Genomic DNA, 24328 nt, shown 5'->3' with positions numbered 1-24328 from the left:
CACCCCCCAGCTGCGCGGCGCGCTCGACGGTGTGACGACGCTGTCGCGCACCCTGAACCGCCGCGACGAGGCGCTGCAAAGCCTTCTCGCGCATGCGAAGTCGGTGACCGGCGTGCTGTCCCAGCGCGCCGACCAAGTCAACAAGCTGGTCGACGACGGCAACGAGTTGTTCGCAGCGCTCGACGAGCGGCGGGCCGCCATCGGGCAGCTCATTTCGGGGATCCAGGGCCTGTCGGCGCAGATCTCCGGGTTCGTCGCCGACAACCGCAAGGAGTTCGGCCCGGCCCTGAGCAAGCTCAACGATGTGCTGAGCAACCTCAACGAGCGCCGCGACTACATCACCGAGGCCCTCAAACGGCTACCCACCTACGCCACCGAGCTCGGCGAGGTCGTCGGGTCCGGACCCGGATTCAACGTCAACGTCTACGGTGTGATCCCCGCGCCGTTGATCGCGACAATGTTCGACTTCTTCTACCAACCGGGCAAGATGCCGGCCAGCCTCGCGGACTACCTGCGCGGACTCATCCAAGAGCGCTGGATCATCAGGCCGAAGTCGCCATGATCAAGCGCCTCGCCGGCAGCCGGGGGCTGCGCTACACCACCGCGATCGCGCTTATCGCGGTGCTGGTGGGTGGCGTGTATGTACTGTCGTCGACCGGCAATACGCGAAGCATCGTCGGCTATTTCACGTCCGCCGTCGGCCTCTACCCCGGCGACCAGGTCCGCGTCCTCGGTGTTCCGGTGGGTCAGGTCGACACGATCGAGCCGCGGCCCTCCGACGTCAAGATCACCATGTCGGTGTCCAAGGGCGTGAAGATCCCGAAGGACGCCCAGGCGATCATCATGTCGCCGAACCTGGTGTCGGCCCGCTTCATTCAGTTGACACCGGCGTACACCGGCGGGGCGGTGCTGCCCGACGGCGGCAGCATCGGCCTGGGCCGCACCGGGGTCCCGGTGGAATGGGACGAGGTCAAAGAGTCGCTGACGAAGCTGGCTGTTCAGCTCGGGCCGACCACGGGATCGATGCAGGGTCCGTTGGGCCGGGCGATCAACCAGGCCGCGGACACCTTCAACGGCAACGGCGAGTCTTTCCACAACGCCTTGCGCGAACTCTCGCAAGCCGCTGGGCGGCTGGGTGATTCACGCAGCGACATTTTCGGGACGGTCAAGAACCTCCAGGTTCTGGTCAACGCGCTGTCGGCCAGCAACGAACAGATCGTGCAGTTCGCCGGAAACGTCGCCTCGGTGTCCCAGGTGCTCGCCGACAGCTCGCGTCACCTCGACACCACCCTGGGCACGCTCAATAAGGCGCTGTCCGACATCCGGGGTTTCCTGCACGAGAACAATTCGACCATCATCGATACCGTCAACAACCTCAACGACTTTGCCAAGACGCTGAGCGACCAGAGCGACAACATCGAGCAGGTGCTGCACGTCGCAGGCCCCGGCATCGCGAACTTCTACAACATCTACGACCCGGCGCAGGGCACGCTCAACGGCCTGTTGTCGATCCCGGAATTCGCCAACCCGGTGCAGTTCATCTGCGGTGGCTCCTTCGAAACGGCGGCCGGCCCGCGCGCTCCCGACTACTTCCGGCGCGCCGAACTCTGCCGTGAGCGGCTCGGCCCGGTGCTGCGCCGGCTCACCGTGAACTACCCGCCGCTGATGTTCCACCCGCTCAACACGATCACCGCCTACAAGGGCCAGATCATCTATGACACCCCGGAAACCCAGGCGAAGTCGGCTACCCCGGTGCCCGAACTGACCTGGATCCCGGCCAACGGTGCCAAGACCCCGCCCGCCGCGCAGAATCCGGCGGACCTGCAGGCCCTGCTGGTTCCGACGGCACCGCAGACTGGCGCGGCCCCGGCTCCCGGCCCGGCCTTGGGCAACGCCGGCCCCGCGCCCGGCCCGGCTCCCGGGAGCGCATTCGGGCCCCTACCCGGACCGCCGCCGGGCCAGGCGCCGCCGCAGGGCGACCGGGGGGGCGGCTAGATGAACCGAATGTGGTTGCGCGGCGGCGCTTTGGCGGCGGGCAGCGCGCTGCTGGCCGGCTGTCAGTTCAACGGGTTGAACTCGGTGTCGATGCCGGGCACCGCCGGGCACGGCAGCGGCGCATACTCGATCACCGTCGATCTGCCCGACGTGGCGACGCTGCCGCAGAACTCGCCGGTCATGGTGGACGACGTCACGGTCGGCAGTGTCTCCGGTATCGAGGCCGTGCAGCGCCCGGACGGTTCCTTCTATGCGGCCGTGAAATTGGGGTTGGACAAGAACGTCGTCCTGCCGGCCAACTCGACGGCGACGATCGCGCAGACGTCGCTGTTGGGTTCGATGCACGTCGACCTGGCGCGCCCGAAGGACAAACCGGCCGTCGGCCGCCTGAAAGACGGATCCAAGATCTCCGAGTCCAACACCGGCCGCTACCCCACCACCGAAGAGGTGCTGTCGGCCCTTGGTGTCGTGGTGAACAAGGGCAATGTCGGTGCGCTGGAAGAGATCACCGACGAGACCTACCAGGCCGTCGCGGGCCGGCAGGACCAATTCGTCGACCTGGTGCCCCGGCTGGCGGAACTGACCGCCGGCCTCAACCGGCAGGTCAATGACATCATCGACGCGGTCGACGGCCTGAATCGATTCTCGGCCAGCCTGGCCCGGGACAAGGACAACCTGGGCCGCGCGCTGGACACGTTGCCCGACGCGATCCGGGTGCTCAACAAGAACCGCGACCACATCGTCGAGGCGTTCTCGGCGCTGCACAAGTTGGCGAACGTCACCTCGCACATCCTCGCCAAGACCAAGGTGGACTTTGCGGCCGACCTCAAGGACCTGTACGCGGCCGCCAAAGCGCTCAACGACAACCGGAAGAACTTCGTCACCTCGCTGCAGCTCCTGCTGACGTTCCCCTTCCCCAACTTCGGTATCAAGAACGCGGTGCGCGGCGACTACCTGAACGTGTTCACCACCTTCGACCTCACCCTGCGCCGCCTCGGTGAAACCTTCTTCACCACCGCATATTTCGACCCGAACATGGCCCACATGAACGAGATCCTCAATCCGCCGGACTTTTTGGTCGGCGAGATGGCCAACCTGTCCGGACAGGCGGCCGACCCGTTCAAGATTCCGCCCGGCACGGCTTCAGGACAGTAAGGGGCGGACGTAGATGCACGACAAACTCACCAGGATCCAGCTGTGGATCTTCGCGGTGATCACGGCCATCACCCTGACCGTGATGGCGGTGTTCTACCTGCGATTGCCGTCAACGTTCGGGCTCGGAACGTATGCGGGGACGGCCGATTTCGTCGCCGGCGGCGGTCTGTACAAGAACGCCAACGTCACGTACCGCGGTGTCGCGGTCGGCCGCGTCGAGTCAGTGGGGCTCAATCCCAGCGGTGTCACCGCCGGCATGCGGCTGAACAGCGGGACGCCCATCCCGTCGAACGTCACCGCCACCGTCAAGAGCGTGTCGGCCGTCGGTGAGCAGTACATCGACCTGGTACCACCCGGCACACCGGCGACGACCAAGTTGCGCAACGGCTTCCGCATCGAGCGGCAGAACACCCGGATCGGCCAGGACGTCGCAGACCTGCTGAAGCGGGCGGAGGCGCTGACCAACAGCCTCGGCGACACCCGGTTGCGCGAGCTGCTGCACGAGACGTTCACCGCGACCAACGGGTCGGGACCCGAGCTGGCCCGCCTGTTCGAGTCCGCCCGGTTGTTGGTCGACGAGGCCAACGCGAACTACCCGCAAGCGTCGCAGTTGATCGACCAGGCGGGCCCGTTCCTGGAAGCACAGATCCGGGCCGGGGCCGACATCAAATCGCTCTCCGACGGGCTGGCGCGGTTCACGTCGGAGGTGCGGCAGGCCGACCCGGAGCTGCGTTCGACGCTGGCCACCGCACCGGGGGCAACCGACGAGGCCAGCACGGCGTTCTCCGGTATCCGGCCGTCCTTCCCCGCGCTGGCGGCCAGCCTGGCCAACCTTGGCCGGGTGGGCGTGATCTACCACAAGTCGATCGAGCAGCTGCTGGTCGTGCTGCCGGCGCTGTTCGCCGCGATCACGACGGCCGCCGGCGGTGCGCCCCAGGACGAGGGCGCCAAGCTGGACTTCAAACTCGACCTCAACGACCCGCCGCCGTGCGCCGTCGGCTTCCTCCCACCCCCGTTGATGCGCACGCCGGCCGACGAGACGGTGCGCGAGTTGCCGAGGGACATGTACTGCAAGGTCGCCCAGAACGACCCGAGTACCGTGCGCGGCGCGCGCAACTACCCCTGCCAGGAATTCCCCGGCAAGCGGGCGCCGACCGTGCAGCTTTGCCGCGACCCCAAGGGTTACGTGCCCATCGGCCGCAACCCGTGGCGCGGTCCGCCGGTGCCGTACGACACCCCGGTGACGAACGGGCTGAACGTGTTGCCGCCCAACAAGTTCCCCTATATCCCGCCCGGCGCTGAGCCGGATCCGGGCACGCCGATCGTCGGGCCGCCGCCACCGGGCGTGGTGCCGGGGCCGGGGCCGTTGCCCAACAAGCAACCGGCATACGACCCGCCACCGCCCAACGACAACGGGCCGCCACCGCCGTTCACGTCGTGGCAGCCGCCCGGGGTCCCGCCGGTGCCGCCGCAGCTGCCGTACCCCAAGTGGCTGCCACCGCCGGCCCCGCCGGAAGGGATCAACCCCCCGCCTGCGGGCCCGGGACCGGAGAAGCCGTGGGGACCGCCGCCCGGCGGTCAACCGCAGGCCAGCGGGCCGGCGTACGCCACCTACGACGAAAAGACCGGCGCATTCAAGGACCCCGCCGGCGGCACTGGTATTTTCGCGGCCGGTGCTAGCGGCGCGTCGAGCGCCGAGAATTGGGTGGACCTGATGCTTGATCCGAGGCCGATGTAGTGACAGTCGAGCCAACGACCACTGCGCGTGCGCGTCGTCGGGCGTCCCGTGCGGCCGGCCCGGCGAAAGCCGAGTCGACCGAGGCGGCGACGGTGCAGGTCGAGGCGGCGCCGGCGCAGCCGGCCAAGCCGGTCAAGACCCTCAAGTCCCTCAAGCCGCCACCGCGGCGGCAGCCGCACCGCGCGCTGGTGGCATGGATCTCGTTCGCGGCCGCGCTGTTGGCCATCGGCGCGTTGGCCGGCTGCCTGGCCGTGCTCGTCGTCCAGCAACGGCACGCCAACGCCCAGCAGACGCGCGACCAACGGTTCGTCGACACCGCGACGCAGACGGTGGTCAACATGTTCAGCTACAAGCAGGACAACATCGACGAGAGCGTCAACCGTTTCTACAACGGCACCAGCGGACCGCTGCGCGGAATGCTGGGCGCCAACAACAACATCGAGAATCTCAAGGGCATATTCCGCTCCACCAACGCGACGTCGGAGGCCGTCATCAACGGCGCCGCCCTCGAGGGCGTCGACAACGTCACCGACAACGCGTCCGTGCTCGTTTCGGTGCGGGTGACCGTCGCCGACATCGACGGCGTGAACAAGCCGTCCATGCCCTATCGCCTGCGGGTCATCGTGCACGAGGACGAGCAGGGACGGATGACGGGCTACGACCTGAAGTATCCCAACGGGGGCAATTGATGCGGTGGCGGCGCTGGCTGCTCGTCGTCGCGGGCTACCTTCTGATCGTGGTGTTCGTCGGGTTGTCCGCGGCGGCCGGCTGGTTCTACTGGGGGCGGGTGCAGACGCGCGGCGAGGAGGCGGCGCGGGCGGTGCTACCCGGCTTGGCCACCAAGGAGATTCCCGAGGTCTTCGCCTACGACTATCAGACGGTGGAACGCAGCCTCAGCGACGCGTACCCGCTGCTCACCCCTGACTACCGCCAGGAATTCCGGAAAAGCGCCAACGCGCAGATCATTCCGGAGGCCAAGAAGCGTGAGGTGGTCGTCCAGGCCAGCGTGGTGGGCGTGGGCGTCATGTCCGCCAAACGCGAATCGGCATCGCTGATGGTCTACATGAATCGCACCGTGACCGACAAGACGCGCCAGCCGCTATACGACGGCAGCCGGTTGCGGGTGGACTTCAAGAAGATCGGCAAGCAATGGCTGATCGCCTACATCACGCCGATCTAGTAGCACATCGCAATCCCGTTGCAGTACAACGGATAACGTTCGATTGGGCTCGGCGGCGGGCCGGTCATCTGCAGCGAGAACGGCGTTTTCGTCATTCCCGGCTGCATCCCGCAGACGGCGCCGTGCATGCTGGTGTGGGTGCCGCTCATGTTCTCGTCGCTGAACGCATACGTTTCGGTCGACGGCGCGGTGCCGCCGCCCGGACACGAAACGCCGTCTGACTTCTCGACTTTGAAGGTCCACAGCATGCTGGTCATCCGGGCCCTGCCGCTGAAGTTCTGCAGCTTGTCCGCGGGATTGATCTGCTCGGCCGTCGAACTCACGATGTTCAGGGCGCAGTTCATCGCAAACACGATCGGATCCGAATAGTCGTTCATGTTTCGGGTTCCGGACGGCTGATCGCACAACGCCGAGATCGTCCAGGTCACCCCGGAGACCCCGGCCTCGTTGTAGTTGTAGTTGCCATCCGGCGGCGGTCCCACCGCGTGCGCCGGGTCGCCGGACTCCAGCGCAATTCCAATGGCGACTGCCGAGACGATGCCGGCGCCGGCGGCCAGTCCGCGACGGAGCTTCACGATGCCCTCCCTTCCGGACCCTTCCCCTGCACCGATCCATCGAGTATCACAGCGTTTGCGCGGCAACACCATGGGTTCGCGCCGCTCACTCGCCGTCCTGTGGGTTCGCCAACGCGTCGAGGAACGACCGCGCCCACCGGTCGACGTCGTGGGCCAGCACCTGGCGCCGCATCGACCGCATCCGGCGCCTGCCCTCCTCGACGTTCTGGTTGAGCGCCGCCTCGATCGCATCCTTGACGCCGTCGAGGTCGTGCGGATTGACCAGGTAGGCCTGCCGGAGCTCGGCGGCCGCGCCGGTGAACTCGGACAGGACCAGGGCACCGCCGAGGTCGCTGCGGCAGGCGACGTACTCCTTGGCCACCAGGTTCATGCCGTCGCGCAGGGGGGTGACCAGCATGACGTCGGCGGCCACGAAGAAGGCGATCAACTCATTGCGGGGGACCGGACGGTGCAGGTAGTGAACGACCGGATGGCCGACCTCCGCGTATTCGCCGTTGATGTGGCCCACCTGGCGTTCGATGTCGTTGCGCAGGATCTGGTAGCTCTCCACGCGTTCGCGGCTTGGTGTGGCCAGCTGGACCAGCACGGTGTCATCGCGCTTCGCGCGGCCCTCCGCGAGCAGCTCGGAGAAGGCCTTCAGCCGCACATCGATGCCCTTGGTGTAGTCGAGCCGGTCGACGCCCAGCAGCACCTTGCGGGGGTTGCCCAGCTCGGCGCGGATCTCCCGGGCGCGGCGCCTGACGTCGCGGTCGCGGGCGGCCTGGTCGAGCGAGCCGGAATCGATGGAGATCGGGAATGCGCCCACCCGGACGACGCGCGACCCGAGCTCGACCTCCCCGAACCGCGAGCGCACCCCGACCGAGCCGCGGGAGGTGTTGACGCCGATCAGCCGCCGGGACAAAAACAGGAAGTTCTGGGCGCCGCCGGCCAGGTGGAAGCCCACCAGGTCCGCGCCGAGCAGTCCCTCGATGATCTCGGTGCGCCAGGGCAACTGCATGAACAGCTCCACCGGCGGGAAGGGGATGTGCAGGAAGAAGCCGATGGTCAGATCGGGCCGCAGCTGCCGCAGCATTTTGGGGACCAGTTGCAGCTGGTAATCCTGGACCCACACGGTCGCGCCCTCGGCGGCGGCGCGCGAGGTGGCCTCGGCGAAGCGCCGGTTGACCTCGACGTAGCGTTCCCACCATTCCCGGTGGTAGATCGGCTTGACGATGACGTCGTGGTACAGCGGCCACAGCGTGGCGTTCGAGAACCCCTCGTAGTACTGGGCGATGTCGTCGGCGCTCAACCGCACCGGGCGCAGTTCCAGGTCCTCCTGGACGATGGGCTCGTCGTCGAAGTCGGTCTCCTCTTCGGCGACGCCCGCCCAGCCGACCCACGCGCCCCGCCTGCGGCGCAGCAGCGGCTCCAGCGCGGTCACCAGACCGCCGGGGCTGCGCTTCCACGCCCGGGTGCCGTCGGAAAGCCGCTCCTGGTCTACCGGCAGCCGGTTGGCGACCACCACGAAGTCGGAATTCCCGAAGGTTGAGTCGTGCCCGTCCCCGGGAGCCATCTACGCGTCGAGTTTTGCGGGCCCAATGCCGAGCATGGACAGGAATACGCGGCACTCGTCGGCGTCGTTCGCGTATGCCGCGACGACTCGCCTGGCCTGGCTGGCGGTGCTGTCGGCAACCGGTTCCACGTCGCCGATCTCGCCAGGGTCAGATTTCGTAGCCATGACTTAACTGTAGGTGATGGGAGGATGGGCAGGTGGGCGAGGACTTGATGTTCGGATCCCGACGGCCCACCCAACCGGGGCGCACTTACACACTGGCCGTAATGTGTAACGACGTCGGACCTGACAACGAGTGAGGTGGGCCGAATGACACTCTCAGAGCAAGCCCGTTCCCAGACGGGCAACTCCGAGGCTGACGAGTTGGTGAGCTACGAGACCCTCGACGAGGGCCGCATCGCGCGGATCTGGCTCAACCGGCCCGAAGCGCACAACGCGCAAAGCCGCGGCCTGCTGATCCAGCTCGACGAGGCGTTCCTGCGCGCCGAGGCCGACGACACCGTGCGCGTGGTGATCCTGGCGGCGCGCGGTCGCAACTTCTCCGCGGGCCACGACCTCGGCTCCGAGTTGGCGATCGCCGAGCGCAGCCAACTGCCGAGCTTCCGCATCAACGGCGGAACCCGCGATCCGATCGTGGAGAAGATCTACCTGCAGGAGTGGCACTACTTCTTCCAGAACACCTGCCGCTGGCGGGACCTGCGCAAGATCACCATCGCGCAGGTGCAGGGCAACGCGATCTCCGCGGGCTTGATGCTGATCTGGGCGTGCGACCTGATCGTCGCCGCCGACAACGCAAAGTTCAGCGACGTTGTGGCGGTGCGCTTGGGGATGCCGGGCGTCGAGTATTACGCCCACCCTTGGGAATTCGGCCCGCGCAAAGCCAAAGAGCTGCTGCTGACCGGAGATTCGCTGGACGCCGACGAGGCCTACCGCCTCGGCATGGTCTCCAAGGTGTTCCCCGTCGACGAGTTGGCCGACAAGACACTGGAATTCGCCCGGCGCATCGCCGACCGCCCCACGATGGCGGCGCTGCTCGTCAAGGACTCGGTCAACGCCGCCTCCGACGCGATGGGCTTCACCGAGGCGCTGCGGCACGCGTTCCACATCCACGAGCTCGGCCATGCGCACTGGGCGGCCCACAACGAGAACAGGTACGCGGTCGGCCTGCCGCCCGACGTCGAGGACTGGCGCAACGCCAAGCCGACGCAGGTCGCCCGGCGCGATACGCCGTAGCTTTCGTCGGCTGCTCCGGCAGGACCGACCGGTTGTCGCGCGGAGGCGGGCAAATCGTCGATCGCTTCTGATCGGGGGCCATTGGGGCCGGTGTGACGAGCACCCGTCGGAACGGCAAGTTTTCCGCGTGGTTCGATATCTAGAACCTGTTCCAGTTCGAGAGGGCGTCGCGTGCAGCTTTCATTCGAAAACCGGACGTATCTGGTCACCGGCGGTGGCAGCGGTATCGGCAAGGGCGTCGCCGCCGGCCTGGTCGCGGCGGGCGCCTCGGTGATGATCGTCGGCCGCAACCCCGACCGGCTGGCGGGGGCCGTCAGCGAGATCGAAGCGCTTCCAGGCAGCGGTTCGATCCGCTACGAGCCGACCGACGTCACCAACGAGGAGGAGGCGGCCCGAGCGGTGGACGCCGCGACGGCCTGGCACGGTCAACTGCACGGGGCGGTGCATTGCGCGGGGGGTTCGGAGACGATCGGGCCGATCACCCAGATCGACTCGGAGGGCTGGCGGCGCACCGTCGACCTCAACGTCAACGGCACCATGTACGTGCTCAAGCACGTCGCAAGGGAGCTGGTCCGCGGTGGCGGCGGCTCGTTCGTCGGCATCTCCTCTATCGCGGCCAGCAACACCCACCGTTGGTTCGGTGCCTACGGGGTCAGCAAGTCGGCCGTTGACCACATGATGCAGTTGGCCGCCGACGAGCTCGGCCCGTCCTGGGTGCGGGTCAACAGCATCCGGCCGGGCCTGATCCGCACGGATCTGGTGGCTCCGGTGTTCGCCCTGCCGGAGGTGAGCGAGGACTACCGCGCGTGCACGCCGCTGCCCCGCCCCGGTGAGGTCGAGGACGTCGCCAACCTGGCGATGTTCCTGCTCAGCGATGCCGCCTGCTACATCACCGGGCAGGTCATCAACGTGGACGGCGGGCTGATGCTGCGCCGCGGCCCCGACTATTCGGCGATGCTGGAACCCGCGTTCGGGGCCGACGGGTTACGCGGGGTCGTCTGACACCAGGCCTGCGTCCCGGTCGGCGAGCGTGGCGAGCGCCGACCAGTCCAAGTGCCCGCCGCCGGTCGCCACCAGCGTGAGGAAGCGGTCCCGCAGCAGGCTCGCGACCGGCAGTGGCACTTCCAGCTGCTCCGCGGCGGCCAGGGCCAGGCGAACGTCTTTGAGGCCCAGCTGGGCGGCGAAGCCGGCCGGCTCGAATTGCCGCCGCGCGATGAGCCCGCCGTAGGTCTGATAGGCGGGCGCGGAGAACAGCGTCGACGTGAGGATGTCCACATAGTGCTGCCTGTCGACGCCGGCCTTGGCGACCAGCGCGACGGCCTCACTGAGGCTCTCGATCACCGACGCGATGAGGAAGTTGCCGCTCAGCTTCACCAGGTTGGCGGTGTGCGGCTGCTCGGACACCACGAAGGTGCGCTGCCCGATCGCGTCGAACAACGGGGTCAGCGGCTGCAGTACCTGCGGCTCGCCTGCCGCAACCACGAAAAGCTTTGCGGCCGCGGCCGCCTCGGGCCGGCCGAACACCGGCGCAGCGGCATACCGTTGTCCGGCATCGGCGTGCGCCGCCGCCAGGCGCTCCGAGAGGGCGACGCTGATGGTGCTCGACGAGACGTGCGTGGCGCCCGGTGCCAGCGAAGCGACGACGCCGCCGTCGCCGAAGGCCACACCCTCGACGGCCCGGTCGTCGGTCAGCATCGTGAACACGACCTCGCCCTGGCACGCGTCGGCAACGGTGCGCGCCGCTGACGCGCCGGCCTGGACGAGCGGTTCCACCTTTTCGGGGGAGCGGTTGTAGACGGTGACGCGGTGGCCCGCCTGCACGAGGTTCGTGGCCATGCCCTGGCCCATCTTCCCCAGGCCGATGAATCCGATGTCCATGCCTACACTGTGCCCTTTCCGCGGCGCGGCATGGCGCGCTCCTTACGATGATGGGCACGCCTAGTGACGGGAGCGGCAGATGAAGCGACTCGAGGGCAAGCGGATCCTGGTGACCGGTGCCGCGTCGGGCATCGGGCAGGCGACCGCGCTGCGGCTGCTCGACGAGGGCGCAACGGTGGTGGCCTCCGACGTCGCGGAGGCCGGCCTGGACGCCACCCGGTCCCGGGCGGACGAGGCCGCCACCGCCGGCCGCCTCACCACCCTGCCGATGGACGTCGGCAACGAGGACTCGGTGATCGACGGCGTGTGCATGGCCGTCGAGACGCTCGGTGGCCTGGATTCGTTGGTCAATGCCGCCGGCATTCTGCGCGCGGCGCACACCCACGAGACCACCCTGGATCTCTGGAACCAGATCATCGGTGTCAACCTGACCGGCACGTTTCTCGTTGTCCGCGAAGCGCTTCCGACGCTGCTCGGGAACTCGCGCAGCACGATCGTCAACTTCAGTTCGACCTCGGCCTCGTTCGCCCACCCCTACATGGCGGCCTACGCCGCGAGCAAGGGCGGAATCCAGGCCTTCACTCATTCACTGGCGCTCGAATACGCGCGCGACGGCTTGCGCGCCGTGTGCGTGGCACCCGGCAGCATCAAGTCCGGGATCACCGACGCGACCGGCGGGTACATCCCGAAAGACGCTGACTGGGCGCTGTTTTCGAGGCTGATGCCGATACTGCCGACCACGGTCGAGTCCAGCGGAACCGGGATGGCCGACCCGAGCGTGGTCGCCGGGGTGATCGCCATGCTGGTGTCCGAGGACGGCGCGTTCATCACCGGAACCGAAATCCGCATCGACGGGGGAACCCACGCCTGACCAAAAAGGGGGCGCCCGCGCCGCTAGTTGAATGGCGGCGACCCGCCGCGCCCGGCTTCGCCGCGCTTGCGATCGCCGCTAGCCAGATGGCGGCGACCCGCCGCGCCCGGCTTCGCCGCGCTTGCGATCGCCGCTAGTTAACGCAGGGCACGCCGCCGCCGTCGATCGGCTTCCCCTGATCGGGCGTCGGGTAGGTCGTGGTGGTGCCGTTGTAGTAATACGGCTTGGCCTTGCTGGACGTTGTGGTGCTTGACGTTTCGTCCGACGTGCCGTCGTCCACCGTCGACACCGAGAAGTTCGTATCGACGGTCACCCGAATGTGTCCGGGCTGGACGTTGGGATCGGGCTGACTGGGCGCGTCGAGGCCGAGCAGCTTGGCCACGTTGCGCGCGTCGGTCTCGGCCCCCGCGCCGTAGGCGACCGTGCTCGCGGTCGGTTCGCCCGAGTTGCGGTCGCGGGTCTGACCGGTGGTGTAGCCGTGGTTCTGCAGCGCGTGGGATACCTCGGTCGCGAGCCCGCTCAAGCTGCCGGCATTGATCACGTCGACGACGGTCGACGGGCTGGGCTTGGCGGCCGTGGTGGCGGGCGTAGTGGTGGCAGGCGAGGCGCCGATGGCCGTCGCCACCTCGGCCTTGATCGCGGCCGGGTCGATGATGTTGACGTCCTGGCCGTCGATGTTGTCGTACCGCACCACCGGCAGCGTCCGGAACTCGACCTGGCCGCTGGAGGCAAGCGAGCCGAGCCGCTGGATCATCTCCTCGTCCCAACCGGCCGACAGCACCACATCCTTGCGCGCCACCGCCATCAGGCTCTTGAGCTTGTCCAGGTTGGTGAAGGTGCCGGCGGCCTGCAACTCCTGCATGACCGACGAGATGAACGCCTGTTGGCGGTGGGTGCGGTCCAGGTCCCCGTTTTCCAGGCCGTGGCGCTGCCGGACGAAGGACAGGGCCTGGGAGGCGTCCAGCGTCTGCCGCCCGGCCGGGAAGTCCGCGCCGGAGTACGAGTCGTAGACCGGATGGTTGAGGCAGACCTCCACCCCGCCGAGCGTCTGGGCCAGGTCGTAGAACCCGGCCAGGTTGACCTCGGCGAAGTAGTCGATGGGAACGCCGGTCAGGCTGCGCACCGCGCGCAGCGTCGCCGCCCGGCCGGCTTCACGGCCCTTGGTCTCGAGTTCCTTTTGGCTGCTGGTGCCCTGGTTGGCGAGCTTGTTTGCGACGTACTGCTTGGTGAGGCCGTACGCCTCCTTGATCTTGATGTGGTTGTATCCGGGGACCCCGTTGAAGGCCACCCAGTCGTCGCGGGGGATGGAGAAGGCGACCACTTTGTTGTCGGCACTGACGTGCACGAGGATCAGCGTGTTGGTGTTGTAGCCGCCGTCGTCGGAATCGCCTGCGTGGAGGTGCTTCAAGATCGACCAGGGTAGGTCGTTGCCGTCCTGATCCTTTCGCGAGTCCAGCCCGATCAGAAGGATGTTCATGTCGTCGCCGCTGGACCGCGGGTCGTCGGGCTGCAAAGCGTTCGAGACGGTGATCCCGCCGAGCGCGCCGTGCGCGACGTAGTAACCCGCCCCGGTCAACCCCACCGCGGCCACCGAGATCAGCGCGCCCAGGGTGCGCGTCAGCCCCCTGCGGAAACGGGAGTGCTGACGGACGGCTCGGTGGCGGCGGTGGGCGCCGCCCGAGCGGGCCATCACAAACCTCTGCCCACACCCAGCGCATCACCAGGCACCGCACCGGCGGTTTGCGGCGATGTCGCTTCAAGCATGGTGTCAAGTATGCGTTAGCTTGCTGTGAAGCCCCCAATCGAGAACGCCCGCGAACCGGGCCCCGGCCGGCCGCCCGCGCACGAATTTTCCGACCCAATCTTCGCCTGACCAGCGCTTTCTAGTTGAAGCGTCGCGCGGTGGTCTCGACTAGGTCACACCGCCGCCCAGACCGGCTCGAAGTCGTTACCGAGCTGGTGCTGCGGCTAGCGGGCTTTGACGAGGTCGTCGCCGGATTCGTAGAAGATGGTGATGTTCGTGCCGGTCATGACCTCGGCGAGGTACACGCCCAGCGGCTCCACCTCGTAGTAGTAGTGGATGTTGCCTTGGGGGTCCACCGCCGTCGCGCACGAGAGGCCCGGCGCCCCGCATCGTTGTTTGATCGGTGCGGCCAGGACGGCGAGCACCACCAGCACGGCTATCCCGACCCTCACCGCGGCTTTGTTCAATCCTTGCTTCGCCGTGGGTGCCGGATGCATCACCGTTGGAGTGTAAGCGGCATGCCGGCCCGGGTCGGCCACGCGCAGTAGGGTTTCTCAGCTATGGCCACTGCAAACCGGGACGGCGCGCCGTCGCCGCAGACCCGGGTCGAGGTTCTGGGCAACATCGGACCCAACTGGTTCGCCTCGGTGATGGGCACCGGCATCGTGGCCATCGCCGGCGCCACCTTGCCCGTCCACGTGGTCGGGTTGCGCGCATTCGCCCAAGTGGTCTGGGTGATCGCCGCCGTCCTGCTCGTCGGGCTGATCGTCCTGGTGGGCGGTCACTGGCTACGTCACCCCACCGTGGCCCGTACCCACGCGCGCAACCCGCAGATGGCGCACTTCTACGGCGCGGCACCCATGGCCCTGATGACGGTGGGTGGGGGAGCGGTGCTGGTCGGCAGGGACCTGATCGGTGGGCGCATCGCCGTCGACCTGGATTGGGCGCTCTGGACCGGGGGCACGCTGGGCGGGCTGTTCACCGCGGTGAGCATTCCCTACCTGATGTTCACCCAGCACAATGTCGAGCCCGACGCGGCGTTCGGGGGCTGGCTGATGCCGGTGGTTCCGCCAATGGTGACCGCGGCCATGGGGGCGCTGCTGCTGCCACACATGACGGCGGGCACCGGGCGCGAGACCATGCTCTTCGGCTGCTACGCGATGTTCGGGCTGTCGTTGCTGGCTTCCCTGAACATCATCGCGATGATCTGGGCCCGCCTGACGCTGTACGGGACGTCAGGCTCGGCGCGCGTGCCCACGCTGTGGATTGTGTTGGGCCCACTCGGGCAATCCATCACGGCCGCAGGTCTTTTGGGGGCCTGCGCCGGACTGGCTGTTGATCGCGAACTGGCCGAGGACCTGAACGCCTTCGCGATCCTCTACGGAGTCCCGGTCTGGGGCTTCGCGGTGTTGTGGATCGCGCTGGCGACCGCGTTGACCGTGCGCACACTGCGGCGCGGGATGCCGTTCGCCCTGACGTGGTGGAGCCTGACCTTCCCGGTCGGAACGTTCGTCACGGGCACCTCCCAGCTCGCCGGCCACACCCACCTGCCCGCGTTCCGGGTGGCCGCGGCCGTCGCGTACGCCGGGCTGCTGTTCACGTGGTTGCTGGTGGCTGTGCGGACCGCTCGCGGGAGCCTGCGCGGAAACCTGCTCAAGCTGCCGCCGAGCAACGTGCCGGTCAAGGCCAGCAAGGAACCGGTGTCCTGACCAAGGCCGTGGGCGTTTCGATCCCCCGGGTCGGCGGGTAGGCCTCCATGAGCCGATCGGAGGCTCGGTGTCGGACACCAGCGGGCCGCCGGGGCGCGGCACCGGCCAGTGGCACGTCCGAGCGGTTCACGCCGGTCGAGCCGCCGCAACGTTTGACGCCAGCAGAACCGTCTGGGGCGCAAACACGAAGCTTGACCAAGGAGGTTAAGGATGCGCGCTGAGGAAGGCGACGAAACCGTCAAGGACTACGCCGCGGAGGGGAAACAGGCTCTCGGCAGGATCAAGTCATCCCAACGGTCGGGCAACCGGTTTGGCGACGTCGCCAAGCGGTTCGCCAGGCTTTGGGGAGGCGACCGCGCGGCCGAAGACGGGCCCGGCGAACCGGGCTAGTCACACCGACGCCGGATACCGGTGAGCCCACGGGCTCGCCTCTTCGAGTTGGGCCGCCAACCGGAGAAGATCGCCGTCCGCGCCGAGCCGGCCCACCAACTGCACACCGAGCGGGAGTCCGATGCCGGTCCAATGCAGCGGCACGCTTATCGCGGGACGCCCGGTGAGGTTGGCCAGCTGCGTGTAGGGCACCCAGCCCAGGCTCTCCTGGATCAGCTGATCGAGAATCCCACTGCGCGCCATGACTTTTCCCGCATGCAGCGTGCTCGCGACGCGGGCCACCCGTTGCAGAAGGCGCGGCGTCGCGGTGGCCCCGATGCGCAGCGGCGGGGTCGCGAGAGTTGGGGTCAGCAAGCAGTCGAAGCTTTCGTGGAACGTGGCCAGGCACCGGATGTGCTCGTTGCGGTTTTCCAGCGCGAAGATAGGTGCCAAAACGCCGGTGGCCCTGGCGAGTTCACTCACGGCCAAGGTGTCGGCCTCGAAATCGCGGTCGCGGGCGCCGGTGCGTTTCCTGGCGTCTGCGACATGGTGGTAGAGCTGCGCGAACCAGATGGTGAGGAAGTCACGGGCCAGGGCGGCGTCGTCGTACGGGGGCGGCACCTCCTCGACGTGATGCCCCAGATCGTTGAGGAGGCTCGCCGCCCGTTCCACCGCGGCGACGGATTCCCGGTCGGGATTCGGGTTGATCGCCGAGGACCAGGAGTACCCGATCCGCAGCGCGTCCGGGCGACCCTTGATGTGATCGGCGAAAGTGCCTCGCGGAAGGGCGACTTCGTAAGCCGCATGCGGATCACGGCCGACGATCGCGTCGCATAGCGCGGCGCTGTCACGTACGGTGCGTGAAACCACACCCTGGGTGACCATCCCGAACATCGGCTCGCCCGTCTGCGGGCCGTAGGGCGACAGGCCCCTACTCAGCTTGAGGCCGACGAGCCCATTGCAGGCGGCGGGGATGCGGATCGATCCGCCTCCGTCGTTGGCACCCGCGGCCGGAACGATCCCGGCCGCGACCGCCGCGCCGGACCCGCCCGAAGATCCGCCCGGAGTGTGCCCGGTGTTCCACGGGTTGCGCGCCGGACCCCAATAATCCGATTCCGTCACGCCCTTGGCCCCGAACTCGGGGGTGTTGGTCATCGCGAAGATCACCAGTCCCGCGTCCAGGAACCGCTGAGTGACCAACGCGTGTCGGTCGGCCACGTCGTTGGCCAGCGACCGGGAACCGCTCGAGGTCGGAAAGCCGCGGTACTCCTGAGCGAGGTCTTTGATCACGAAGGGCACGCCGGCGAACGGCCCGCTCAGGTCCGGATCGGCCGCCCGGGAGTCCGCGACGTCGCCCAGCCGGCGAACGATCGCGTTCAACCGTGGATTGACCGCGTCCGCTCGTTGCCTCGCCAGTGCGAGAAGTTCGGCGGCCGTGATCTGCTTCGCCGCCACCAGTTCGGCCAACGCGGTCGCGTCCAGGGACATGTACTCGTCAAGGTTCATCGTTTTCTCCTCCGGACGCCCCGGTGCATCGTATTGAAGCGGCTTAGTATCACCAGATGCCGATGGCAGTCGAACCGTTTTCAATCCAGGGGCCCGGTGGCGTCCGAATCGTCGCGGACCGACTGGGTGATCCTGACGCGCGGGCCGTGGTGTTCCTGCACGGCGGCGGACAGACCCGCCGCTCGTGGGGCAAGGCCGCTGCCGCCGTCGCGCAGCGCGGCTGGCAAGCCGTCACCGTCGACCTGCGCGGCCACGGCGAATCCGACTGGTCCGACGAGGGTGACTACCGTGTCGTCAGCTTCGCCGGCGACGTCGAGGAGGTGTTGGGCACCCTGCCGCCGCAGCCGGTACTCGTCGGCGCCTCTCTGGGTGGGTTCACCTCGATGCTGCTCGCGGGCGAGCTCGCGCCGGGCATCGCGAGCGCGGTCGTCCTGGTCGACATCGTCCCGAACATGGACCAGTCCGGGGCCAATCGGATCCACGCCTTCATGTCCGAGCGGGTGGAATCGGGCTTCGCCTCGCTTGACGAGGTCGCCGACGCCATCGCGGAATACAACCCGCACCGGCCGAGGCCGACCGATCTGGACGGGTTGACCACGAACCTGCGCCGTCGCGGCGATCGCTGGTACTGGCACTGGGATCCCCAGTTCATCAGCGGGACCGCGGCTTTCCCGCCATTCGAGGTCACCGACCCCGATCGGATGCACGCGGCAGTCGACGCGATCCTGCGCGGCGGCGTGCCGATGCTGTTGATCCGGGGCCAGATGAGTGACCTCGTCAGCCAGGAACGCGCCGACGAATTCCTGGAGCGCTTCCCACAGGTCGAGTTCACCGACGTTCGCGGTGCGGGGCATATGGTCGCCGGTGATCGCAACGACATCTTCGCCGACGCCGTGCTGGGCTTCCTTGCCCGTCATGTCGGCGGGTGATCGTCGCTTCCTGGACGAAAGTTGTTGCCTCTTACAGTATCCACTGGGTTTTGTCGCCCTAGTCAATATGCTGCGGTGCGATGCCGCCTTCGGCGAACCACCCAGGCGGCTGAAACCCGCTGGCGCTGTTAACATGCTGCCCGACACTTCAAGAGAGGCGGCGTGGCCATGCGGTGGTTGCGAGGGTTGGGCTTGGTCGGTGCTGTGGTCGTCGCCGCGACGACGCTGGCGAACCCGGCGCGAGCCGACGGCGGAGTGACGCCGGGCATCAAGGTGGAAGACGAAAACAGCTCGTGCACAGCGGGTTTCGCGGCCCAGGGCAATGACGGCAGTTATTACCTGATGACCAGCGGCCACTGCGACGCCCATGACGGTTCGTTGTGGACGTACGGGAATGACGTTCCCCTGGGCAAGATCACCGCCAGCGAGAAAGAGGGCGACACGAAGGACGCCGCTATCATCCTCCTCGACCCGAGCGTCGGTGCGCCGTCGGGTGATGTCGGCGGCAGGTACGTGGTGCGGGATGTGTTGAGTGCGCAGCAGATTCGCGAAGGTATGCCTTTCTGCAAAGTTGGCGCGGTTACCGGTGAAACCTGTGGTTTCGTAAAACACGTCGAGAATGGGGTGGTAACCGCCAGCGTGTTCAGCCTCAACGGCGACAGCGGCAGCCCGGGCTTCGTGAAGAACCCCGACGGCACCGTGAGCGCGGTTGGCCTGCTGATGTCGTCACCCGACGGCGACGACTACACGACCGACTTCGCGCTCATCGATCCGCTGCTCGGCAGCTGGGGATTACGCGTTCTCCCCTGAGAGATGCCGCGTCCCCTGCGTCTTTAACCCAGCGTTTACGACGGCCGGGCACCGGGTATCCGGCGTCCCGCGACGTCGGTGAGGGCTAGCCACGTTGGGGAAGCCAATGAGTTGTGCAGTGCGACACCAGCGACACGAAGGGAAGCATTAGTGAAGCGTGGGATTGTCGTCGGCGTGGCGGGCGTGGCCGTGGTGGCCGCAGCATGCGCCGGCTGTTCGAGCAATAAGTCAAGCACGGGGTCGTCGGGCTCGTCGACGCCCTCGGCGTCCGGCCCACAGGTCATCGTCGACGGTCAGACGCAAAACGTCAGCGGCCAGGTCACGTGCACCCCGTCGGGAGACAACACCAACATCGGCATCGGTGATCCGACGGCCGGGGTCGGCGCGGTGGTCAGCAACGCCAATCCCCCCATCGTTCATTCGGTCGGGCTCGGCAGCGTCAACGGCATCACGCTCGGCTTCTCGGACGCGGCTCCCAACCAGGGTGGCAACGCGGGCGCCGCGGTGAACGGGAAGGCCTACGCGATCAAGGGCACAGCGACCGGGCTCGACATGAGCAACCCGCAGCAACCGCAGCAGGTGACCAAGTCATTCGAGTTGAACGTGACATGCCCGTAGTGCAGGCGATCGATAGCCAAGAGGGGACGCAGCTATGTCTATGAAACGTGTCGTCAGTGCGGCGGCGGTCGCGGCGGGGTTGAGCCTCTCCACGGTCACGCTGAACGCGGGCTCGGCCTTCGCGGCCCCACTCGACCCCCCACCGCCGTGCCCCGGTTGCCATGGCGGTGGCGGCGGGGGAAACCCCGGCGGCGGTGGCGGAGGAAACCCCGGCGGCCAGCAGGGCGGCGGCCCCGGCGGCCAACAGGGCGGTGGTCCCGGCGGCCAGCAGGGCGGACCCGCTGGAGCGCCGGGCGGGCAGAACAATCCACCCCCGGGTGGGCATGGTCAGAGTCCGCCCCAGGGTGGCCAGAACAACCCGCCGCAGCAGGGTGGGCCGAACAACCCGCCGCAGCAGGGTGGGCCGAACAACCCGCCGCAGCAGGGTGGGCAGAACAATCCGCCGCAGGGCGGCCAGAACTCGCCGGCGCCCAACGAGCACTGGCAGAACCCGCAGCAGGGCGGCCCGGGCAACCAGCCGGGCGACCAGGGCCAGAACGGTCCCGGCGGACAGCCCAACTCGCCGGCGAGCGGGCACAACCCGCCACCGCCGGAGGGCAGGCAGGCCCTCAACCCGCCGAGCACCCAGCCCCCGCACCAGCCGTACGTTCCGCGTGGGACGTACGTCAGCGGCAACGCCCAAATAGGCGGACCCGGCGACGCGCGGGCGGGTTTCAGCATCGTGGATCACGGGGCACCGCCCCCGCCGCCGCCTCGGGGGCACGGCTGGAACGACGGTCCTGCGCCCGGCCACCCGCCGCCCCATTGGGTGGGCGCGCCCCCTCCCGGGGGCTGGGACGGTCCGCCGCCCCCTGGTGGCTGGAACCGCCCGTGGTCCGGGCCGCCGCGCGACGTCGTCGTCGCGCAGGCCGATTTCGGGCCTTTCCAATACGACAGCTACACCGCCATCCCGGTCTTCAACTGGCAGTTCGGTGGTTGGGGCTTCTGGTACATGGGCGTCTGGGTTCCGCTCTACTGACGGTTCGACGGGCGCAGCCGGCTCGGCCGGCGTGCCCGTCGTCGGGCGGCGATCCGGAGGTCATGGCAGGCTCCGGGCATGGATGTGCGAGAAAACGTCCGCCGAGCCATCGACGTGATGACGGCGTGGACGTCCGACAGCGGCAAATCGCTCAAGCCCTGGATTATCGAAGTGAATTCGCGCCCGGATAAGTCGATTTTTAATGCATTGTCCGACAAGCGCATGTACCGCAAGATCGTAAGCTACAGCCGCAGGCGATAACCGCGGGCGATAAGGACGGTCGATTAGCCTATTCGTCCTAGAAGCGCTTGCATAACCGGGGCCGTTCCTCCAAAATGATAGAATCGATAGGTTCATTCAAGGAGGCGGCGGAACGATGGAGGGGCATGCGGAACAAAGACGCAACTGGGCCGGCAATTATGAATACGGGGCATCCGGCTACGTCGCGCCCCGGAGCACGGAAGAAGTGCAGGAAATAACGGCGCGCTCAAGCCGCGTCAAAGCGCTGGGCACGCGGCATTCGTTCAACGGGATCGCCGATACGGACGGAACGCTGCTGTCCCTGGAAAAGCTGAACCGGGTTCTCGAACTGGACCGGGCGAAGGGGCGTGTGACCGTCGAAGGCGGGATCCGATACGGGGAATTGTGCCGTTACCTCGACGAGCGCGGTTATGCGCTGCCCAATCTGGCGTCGCTGCCCCATATTACCGTGGCCGGAGCCTGCGCGACCGCCACGCACGGCTCCGGCGACCGCAACGGCAGCCTGGCGACTTCGGTCCATGCGATGGAGATCGTGACGGCGAGCGGGGAAAAAATCGCGTTGTCCCGTGACGACGAGGACGGATTGATCGCGGGGGCGATCGTCGGGCTTGGCGGCCTAGGCATCGTGACCTCCCTGACGTTAAATGTCCTCCCGGCTTTCCGCATGGCTCAAACCGTATACGAAGAACTGCCGCTGGCGCGGTTGAAAGACCGATTCGACGAGATCTTCTCGGCCGGGTACAGCGTCAGCCTGTTCACCGATTGGAGGCAAGCTTCGTTCAACCAGGTTTGGCTCAAGCGGACAGTAGCGGCCGAAGCCGCGACGCCGCAGTCCGAAGAGACGTTTCACGGCGCCGTCAGGGCCGTGGCGCCCCGGCATCCCGTGCCGGGCCATGCGGCCGATTCTTGCAGCGAACAACTGGGGGTTCCGGGGCCCTGGTACGAGCGGCTGCCGCATTTCCGGATGGACTTCACGCCAAGCGCCGGTGCGGAGCTTCAGAGCGAATATTTCGTCCCCCGCGCCGCGGCGTACGACGCGCTGCTTGCCGTCGACGGGCTGCGCGCGCGGATCGCTCCGCTGCTGTATATCTCCGAGGTTCGTTCGATTGCGGCCGACGATCTGTGGATGAGCCCTTGCTATGGCCAGGATTCGGTCGCGATCCACTTCACTTGGAAGCCGGAAGGGGAGGCGGTGCGGCAGGTGCTGCCGCTCATCGAGCAGGCGCTCGAGCCATATCGGGTTCGCCCGCATTGGGGCAAGCTGTTCGACATGCAGCCCCGGCTCCTCTGTCCGCTTTACGAGCGGCTTCCGGATTTTGAAGCGCTCGTCAACCGGTTCGATCCCAGCGGCAAGTTCTCCAACGCGTTGCTGGAGCGTTATGTGAGGGGCGCTGCGAAAAGCACCGGTTGACACATTTCACTAAAATCCTCTATCATTTACCTATCAGATAGGTATTCGCGGATTGTGGACGCTCCGGCTGCGCATGGAGAAGTACCACCGGCTTACAAGCCGGGGATGCCCGGCACGCTGGTTAGGCTGTACGTGGGCTTGGAGGAGACCGCGGAGTTGATCGAGGATCTGAATCGTTCGTTCAAGCAAGTACAACTGTAAGATCGTTCGTGAAAAGGCCAGGCGGCCGCTTCCCTGCACAAGTCAGGGGGCGGCCGCTTTTTTTGCATTACGGGACGGTCTGCTTCTTTTTGCCGTTTCGGTACTGGCCGGGAGCGACGCCGTACGCCCGTTTGAACGAGCGGATGAAGTAGTTGGGGTCCATGCCGGCTCTGTTCGCCGTTTCCGATATGGAGGCCTCCGGGTTTTCTTCGAGCCATACGGCCGCCTGATGAAGCCGGAAGCGGCGCAAATAGGCAAGCGGCGGCTCGCCGTACGCTTCTCTGAACAGGCGCTGGAAATGCTGAACCGAATAGCCCACGGCGCTCGCGACGTTGGACATGACGAGAGGCTCGGCGAAATGCTCGTGCAAAAAATGAACGGCGCGCGCGACCGCGGCATCGGACTGGCGCGCGGGAGGCGGCGCGGAAGGCGATGCCGGGCCCGCCCGAAGGGACGACAGCAGCAGCAAATAGTCGTAAAGCCTCGAAGACAGCAGTCGAGCGGATGCCGCGTCGGCGCGATCCGCATGCTGCCACAGCGCTTCGATCCCTGCGGCGGGTTCGGCGGTCTCGATCAAGTCGAACGCTTGGCCGAGCGGCAGTCCGCACGCGTCCGCGATGCTCCGGGCGGAAGGACCCTCGAAGCCGATGTAGCCGAGCAGCCACGGACTCCGCGGCAACGGCTCGTACCGGTGCGGCTCGTCCGGAGGAAGGGCCAGCGCCTGGCCGGCTTCCATATAGACGAAGCGTCCGTCGGGGAATTCGAAGCGGCCCTTTCCGCCGAAGCATACGAAGACCTGCGATACGGGGAAGCCGGCGGGGCGTTCTACGGGATGCTGGGGATGGGCGCCGACGCAGTACAAGCTGACGGGCAGCTTCTCGTGTTGACCGAAGGGCGACAGCCGGAAAGGCAAATGCATGGCGGAACCTCCATGTTCATTTTGTGCTTAAATAAAAGCGCATTGTGCTAACGCTTCCGGGACGAATCTCCCTACAATCAGACTATAGGCCAGATTGAAAGCGTTGGCAACGAGAGGAAGACCTTAACGCGAGGAGAGAATGTCCATGGCAAAGCGCTATGCCCCTGTAAGCGGCAAAATTCCGGGATTCATGCACGGAGCGGATTACAACCCGGACCAATGGCAGCACGATCCGCATGTATTAGAAGAAGATATCCGGCTGATGAAGCTGGCCGGATGCAATGTGATGGCAGTCGGCATCTTCGCCTGGGCGGCGATCGAGCCCGAGGAAGGCGAGTTCCGGTTCGAGTGGCTCGACCGCGTCCTCGAGCGGTTCGAAGCGAACGGCATCTATGCCTGGCTGGCTACCCCTAGCGGCGCCCGTCCCGCCTGGATGTCGGAGCGTTACCCGGAGGTGCTGCGGGTCAACGCAGAGCGCTTCCGCAATCTTCACGGGCATCGCCACAATCACTGCTACAGCTCGCCGGTGTATCGGGAGAAGGTCGCGATCATGAACGGCAAGCTGGCGGAGCGATACGATCATCATCCCGCCGTCGTCGGCTGGCATATCTCGAACGAATACGGCGGCGAATGTCACTGCGATTATTGCCAGGAGG

General features: G+C 67.0%; 25 protein-coding genes and 1 pseudogene. 18 read left to right on the top strand and 8 right to left on the bottom strand.

All coding sequences use genetic code 11. The features are described from left to right. The 6 genes and pseudogenes from A9X05_RS23620 to A9X05_RS23595 all read left to right on the top strand — a co-directional run. Window positions 1–562 (top strand): annotated as a pseudogene (locus A9X05_RS23620) (mammalian cell entry protein); the annotation flags it as partial. Then, on the top strand, window positions 559–1995 hold the full coding sequence (locus A9X05_RS23615; RefSeq protein WP_067784351.1) for a virulence factor Mce family protein: 1437 nt from the start codon (window positions 559–561) through the stop codon (window positions 1993–1995). The pseudogene A9X05_RS23620 and the gene A9X05_RS23615, both read left to right, overlap by 4 nt. Further along, window positions 1996–3150 carry a virulence factor Mce family protein gene (locus A9X05_RS23610; protein ID WP_067760375.1) on the top strand — a complete coding sequence of 385 codons (1155 nt, stop codon included), beginning with the start codon at window positions 1996–1998 and terminating at the stop codon, window positions 3148–3150. It begins immediately after the preceding gene. A 13-nt stretch (window positions 3151–3163) separates the two neighbouring features. After that, on the top strand, window positions 3164–4888 hold the full coding sequence (locus A9X05_RS23605; RefSeq protein WP_067760373.1) for a virulence factor Mce family protein: 1725 nt from the start codon (window positions 3164–3166) through the stop codon (window positions 4886–4888). Beyond that, entirely contained in the window at window positions 4888–5577 is a 690-nt protein-coding gene (locus A9X05_RS23600; RefSeq protein ID WP_082971050.1) for a mammalian cell entry protein, read from the top strand. The genes A9X05_RS23605 and A9X05_RS23600 overlap by 1 nt, the downstream gene beginning before the upstream one ends. Beyond that, a complete protein-coding gene (locus A9X05_RS23595) occupies window positions 5577–6068 on the top strand; it encodes a mammalian cell entry protein (protein ID WP_067760369.1) in 492 nt (163 codons plus the stop codon). Before A9X05_RS23600 ends, A9X05_RS23595 begins: the two co-directional genes overlap by 1 nt. On the opposite strand, the gene A9X05_RS23590 is transcribed toward A9X05_RS23595, so the two are convergent. From A9X05_RS23590 to A9X05_RS31335, 3 genes are all read right to left on the bottom strand, one after another. Continuing rightward, window positions 6065–6643, bottom strand: coding sequence for a hypothetical protein (locus A9X05_RS23590; RefSeq protein WP_067784345.1), 579 nt, complete (start codon window positions 6641–6643; stop codon window positions 6065–6067). The genes A9X05_RS23595 and A9X05_RS23590 overlap by 4 nt on opposite strands. A gap of 85 nt (window positions 6644–6728) precedes the next feature. After that, window positions 6729–8195, bottom strand: coding sequence for a trehalose-6-phosphate synthase (locus A9X05_RS23585; RefSeq protein ID WP_067760364.1), 1467 nt, complete (start codon window positions 8193–8195; stop codon window positions 6729–6731). Next, window positions 8196–8360, bottom strand: coding sequence for a hypothetical protein (locus tag A9X05_RS31335; RefSeq protein WP_102419489.1), 165 nt, complete (start codon window positions 8358–8360; stop codon window positions 8196–8198). Window positions 8361–8504: 144 nt separating this feature from the next. On the opposite strand from A9X05_RS31335, the gene A9X05_RS23580 reads away from it, so the two are divergent. Beyond that, a complete protein-coding gene (locus A9X05_RS23580) occupies window positions 8505–9428 on the top strand; it encodes an enoyl-CoA hydratase (RefSeq protein WP_067784343.1) in 924 nt (307 codons plus the stop codon). A 171-nt stretch (window positions 9429–9599) separates the two neighbouring features. Next, entirely contained in the window at window positions 9600–10430 is an 831-nt protein-coding gene (locus A9X05_RS23575; RefSeq protein ID WP_067760361.1) for an SDR family oxidoreductase, read from the top strand. Here the strand turns inward: A9X05_RS23575 and A9X05_RS23570 are convergent. Beyond that, window positions 10413–11306, bottom strand: a complete 894-nt coding sequence (locus A9X05_RS23570; protein ID WP_067784339.1) for an NAD(P)-dependent oxidoreductase — start codon at window positions 11304–11306, stop codon at window positions 10413–10415. The genes A9X05_RS23575 and A9X05_RS23570 overlap by 18 nt on opposite strands. A 79-nt stretch (window positions 11307–11385) precedes the next feature. Here A9X05_RS23570 and A9X05_RS23565 point away from each other — a divergent pair, with 79 nt between their 5' ends. Continuing rightward, window positions 11386–12177, top strand: a complete 792-nt coding sequence (locus tag A9X05_RS23565) for an SDR family NAD(P)-dependent oxidoreductase (protein ID WP_067760357.1) — start codon at window positions 11386–11388, stop codon at window positions 12175–12177. A 133-nt stretch (window positions 12178–12310) separates the two neighbouring features. Here A9X05_RS23565 and A9X05_RS23560 read toward each other — a convergent pair whose 3' ends face one another. Next, the gene (locus A9X05_RS23560) at window positions 12311–13867 is read right to left on the bottom strand and encodes an LCP family protein (RefSeq protein WP_067784336.1); all 1557 of its coding nucleotides are present in this window, start codon (window positions 13865–13867) and stop codon (window positions 12311–12313) included. A 278-nt stretch (window positions 13868–14145) separates the two neighbouring features. After that, the gene (locus A9X05_RS23555) at window positions 14146–14418 is read right to left on the bottom strand and encodes a hypothetical protein (RefSeq protein ID WP_197499181.1); all 273 of its coding nucleotides are present in this window, start codon (window positions 14416–14418) and stop codon (window positions 14146–14148) included. Window positions 14419–14481: 63 nt separating this feature from the next. Between A9X05_RS23555 and A9X05_RS23550 the strand changes: the two genes are divergently transcribed. Further along, window positions 14482–15630 carry a TDT family transporter gene (locus tag A9X05_RS23550; protein ID WP_067784333.1) on the top strand — a complete coding sequence of 383 codons (1149 nt, stop codon included), beginning with the start codon at window positions 14482–14484 and terminating at the stop codon, window positions 15628–15630. 210 nt (window positions 15631–15840) lie between these two features. Then, window positions 15841–16020: a hypothetical protein gene (locus tag A9X05_RS23545; protein ID WP_067760351.1), complete on the top strand. Its 180-nt coding sequence runs from the start codon at window positions 15841–15843 to the stop codon at window positions 16018–16020. On the opposite strand, the gene A9X05_RS23540 is transcribed toward A9X05_RS23545, so the two are convergent. Further along, the gene (locus A9X05_RS23540; protein ID WP_067760349.1) at window positions 16021–17505 is read right to left on the bottom strand and encodes an amidase; all 1485 of its coding nucleotides are present in this window, start codon (window positions 17503–17505) and stop codon (window positions 16021–16023) included. It lies immediately after the preceding gene. Window positions 17506–17567: 62 nt separating this feature from the next. On the opposite strand from A9X05_RS23540, the gene A9X05_RS23535 reads away from it, so the two are divergent. The 6 genes from A9X05_RS23535 (at window position 17568) to A9X05_RS23510 (ending at window position 22552) form a co-directional block, all read left to right on the top strand. Continuing rightward, window positions 17568–18434: an alpha/beta fold hydrolase gene (locus A9X05_RS23535; RefSeq protein ID WP_197499183.1), complete on the top strand. Its 867-nt coding sequence runs from the start codon at window positions 17568–17570 to the stop codon at window positions 18432–18434. Window positions 18435–18596: 162 nt separating this feature from the next. After that, window positions 18597–19244 carry a trypsin gene (locus A9X05_RS23530; RefSeq protein ID WP_067760347.1) on the top strand — a complete coding sequence of 216 codons (648 nt, stop codon included), beginning with the start codon at window positions 18597–18599 and terminating at the stop codon, window positions 19242–19244. 150 nt (window positions 19245–19394) lie between these two features. Further along, the gene (locus tag A9X05_RS23525; protein ID WP_067760345.1) at window positions 19395–19862 is read left to right on the top strand and encodes a lipoprotein LpqH; all 468 of its coding nucleotides are present in this window, start codon (window positions 19395–19397) and stop codon (window positions 19860–19862) included. A 40-nt stretch (window positions 19863–19902) separates the two neighbouring features. Beyond that, a complete protein-coding gene (locus tag A9X05_RS23520; protein WP_067760343.1) occupies window positions 19903–20880 on the top strand; it encodes an MAP_0585 family protein in 978 nt (325 codons plus the stop codon). A gap of 78 nt (window positions 20881–20958) precedes the next feature. Then, window positions 20959–21141 (top strand): hypothetical protein, encoded by a 183-nt coding sequence (locus A9X05_RS23515; protein WP_067784330.1) that lies wholly within the window; start codon window positions 20959–20961, stop codon window positions 21139–21141. Between the two features lie 115 nt (window positions 21142–21256). Next, complete coding sequence (locus tag A9X05_RS23510) at window positions 21257–22552, top strand: FAD-binding protein (RefSeq protein WP_067784327.1); 1296 nt, start codon at window positions 21257–21259, stop codon at window positions 22550–22552. A gap of 268 nt (window positions 22553–22820) precedes the next feature. Here the strand turns inward: A9X05_RS23510 and A9X05_RS23505 are convergent, their stop codons facing one another. After that, window positions 22821–23672, bottom strand: a complete 852-nt coding sequence (locus tag A9X05_RS23505; protein WP_067784323.1) for an AraC family transcriptional regulator — start codon at window positions 23670–23672, stop codon at window positions 22821–22823. 145 nt (window positions 23673–23817) lie between these two features. Here A9X05_RS23505 and A9X05_RS23500 point away from each other — a divergent pair. After that, on the top strand, window positions 23818–24328 hold a 511-nt coding region (locus tag A9X05_RS23500; protein WP_304442459.1), incomplete at its 3' end, for a beta-galactosidase.

Source organism: Mycobacterium sp. E3298 (genome assembly GCF_001666895.1).
Classification (GTDB): Bacteria; Actinomycetota; Actinomycetes; order Mycobacteriales; family Mycobacteriaceae; genus Mycobacterium.
This window is presented reverse-complemented; position numbering and strand designations above follow the sequence as displayed.